At 44.4% G+C, this 2369-nt stretch carries 3 protein-coding genes; all 3 read right to left on the reverse strand.

The features are described 5' to 3' along the window. Positions 1-760: transcription antitermination factor NusB (locus QUA24_RS01940; protein ID WP_333226769.1), on the reverse strand; the 760-nt coding region annotated here is incomplete at its 3' end. Between the two features lie 115 nt (positions 761-875). Next, a complete protein-coding gene (locus QUA24_RS01945) occupies positions 876-1592 on the reverse strand; it encodes a Uma2 family endonuclease (RefSeq protein WP_333226772.1) in 717 nt (238 codons plus the stop codon). A gap of 166 nt (positions 1593-1758) precedes the next feature. Beyond that, on the reverse strand, positions 1759-2369 hold a 611-nt coding region (locus tag QUA24_RS01950; protein WP_445242579.1), incomplete at its 5' end, for a tetratricopeptide repeat protein.

The raw sequence follows: 2369 nt of genomic DNA on the forward strand, positions 1-2369 counted from the left end.
CTAGTAAATGGGTGACTAATTGAGCGCTGCTGTCTTGGATTGTCCACCAACCTTCGCTGTATCCGGGGAGGTTTTGAATTGCGCCGATGCTGCCATTTAGTCTTAATGCTTGTGGCAAGTTAGGGATTCTGCTAACGCTAATATTTTGGGATTTTAACGCAGCTTCAATTTGGGCGATCGAGCTTTTTAAGGGATTGATTCTCAGGTCAATCGTGGGGGATTGATTGAACCATTCACAGAGTTGTTCGGTTTCGGTTTCGCCTATTTGTTCGATCCACAAATTTACCAGCCATTCGGGGAAGCTGTGCAGAATTCCTAGGCGTTCAACCGTTGATTTATAATTAGTAACTGTTAATGGGTTTAAGTCGTTATCTGTTAAACGGATGTATTGGCGCAACAAACCGTTGACAAAACTGCTGAGTCCTGAAAATCCGTTTTCTTTTGCTAGTTGAACGGTGGTGTTGACGGCGGCGGAGGGGGGAATCTGGTTGAGATATTCGAGTTGATATAAGCCTAAATGTAAGATGGTGCGGAGTTCGGGCGGTTGTTGGGAGGATTTCTTTGTTGCTAGTTTGTCGATGATGAAGTCGATCGATCGCATTCTCCTGACGCTACCGTAAACTAATTCTGTCACTAAACGCCGATCGAGGTCGTTGAGTTGAGAATTGCTGAAAGCGCGATCGAGTGCGGCATCTGCGAATGCACCGCGGCGGTGGACTTCGCGGAGTGCGAGAAAAGCTATTTGGCGGGGATTTTGCATGGTTAAGATATGGGGGTCTAGAAACCGGGTTTTGTACTATAAGACGGGTTACAGCCCGCAGATTTGGTGAAAAACCCATTTTCCGATCGCCCGTGATTCGAGGACTATTATAATCTCAAATGTCCTCTGGATTTATGCCCATTTCTCGGAGTTTTTCTGATAGGCGATCGGCTTTTTGCTGTGCTAACTCTTTATCTTGCCGTTCTTGTTCCATTTGTTGTCGTTCTTGTTCCATTTGTTGCTGCGCTTGTTCCATTTGTCTTGACAACTCCACATAAGACAAAAACTTCAGTCCGTCAGGACGATAAATTTCCAAGTCTCCCGATGCAGTTTCACAACGTGTCTGCAAACGCGGACTTACCCAACCCTCCATTGATTCAATATAGTTGAGTTCTCCGTCACTTCGCACCCAACCCATTAACTCATTATCCTTTAAATCGTAGAAATAACATTCTTCAACCCCATAATTATCGTAAAACTTAAAAAGCTTAAATATTGTTCCCATGCGGTTGCCAGGGGAAATGATTTCAAAGACAACTTGCGGCGCAATATTATTTTCAAGCCACTGTTGGTAGGAACCTCTGTCACCTTTGGGTCTGCCAAAGACTACCATATTATCAGGTGCTTGGCGAGTTTTGTTATCTCCTTCGACGGGATACCACAGCAAATCACCTGCTACAAAGACATTTTCGTTGTCTTTGAATAAGGCATCTATTCCGCCTTGAATTTTTACGATTAATTGGAACTGTTTGGTATTGTCAGACATGGGTTTTCCGTCGCTGTCTGGGTAGATGATTTCTGGCAAAGTTTGAGTGGAAATTGTTGTTGTCATGGGGATGACTCCATTGCTAGTAGCATCAATTTCTATTTTATATCTATTTTATAGGACTTACGCAGGGGGCCCCGAAACCGGGTTTTTCACGAAAAGACTTCGTTGCAATCGGCAGATTAGGTAAAAAACCCGGTTTCTTTGTCGGAGTGCGTAAGTCCTGTTTTACTTATTCTGGTTTTGTTGACACCAATGGTTCTAATAAATTGCGTTCTTCTATGGGAAGTTCTAGCAAAACTCGTCTGTCGCCCTTGGTTTCCTTATAGCGGACAGCCGCATTCAGCAGGCGGATGGGAATTTTTAATTCATCGTACTTGCGAGTTAGTTTTTGCCACAATTCTAACCAAGTGCGGGCGGTTGTGTCGCTGACCATTTCTGAGATTAGTGCGGGGATATTTCGCACAATTCCTTGTCCTAAGATTGAGAGATACTTGTGTTTTTCGTAAACTGTGATTAGGCTGGTGATGCGAGTTTGAGTTATGGCTAGATCGTGCGTGTTTGCGAATAATTTTCTGATAATTAACTCGGCATCTTCTGAAGCAGCTTCTTTTCGAGGTTCGAGGCGTTGAAATGCGTCGTCTAAGGCGGTAATGCCTTCATCCCAACGATTTAATCCGAGAATGGCAATGGCGCGGTTGAAGAAGACAGGTGCACCTTCCTTACCCAGTTCGATCGCCTTATCACAAGATATTAAAGCTTCTTTATAGCGGCCGAGATTATCCAGTACCCAGCCTCGACTAAACCAACCCCACTGATAATTGGCATCAAGTTCGAGCGCCC

This window comes from Microcoleus sp. Pol12B5, from assembly GCF_036701335.1.
Lineage (GTDB): Bacteria > Cyanobacteriota > Cyanobacteriia > Cyanobacteriales > Microcoleaceae > Microcoleus.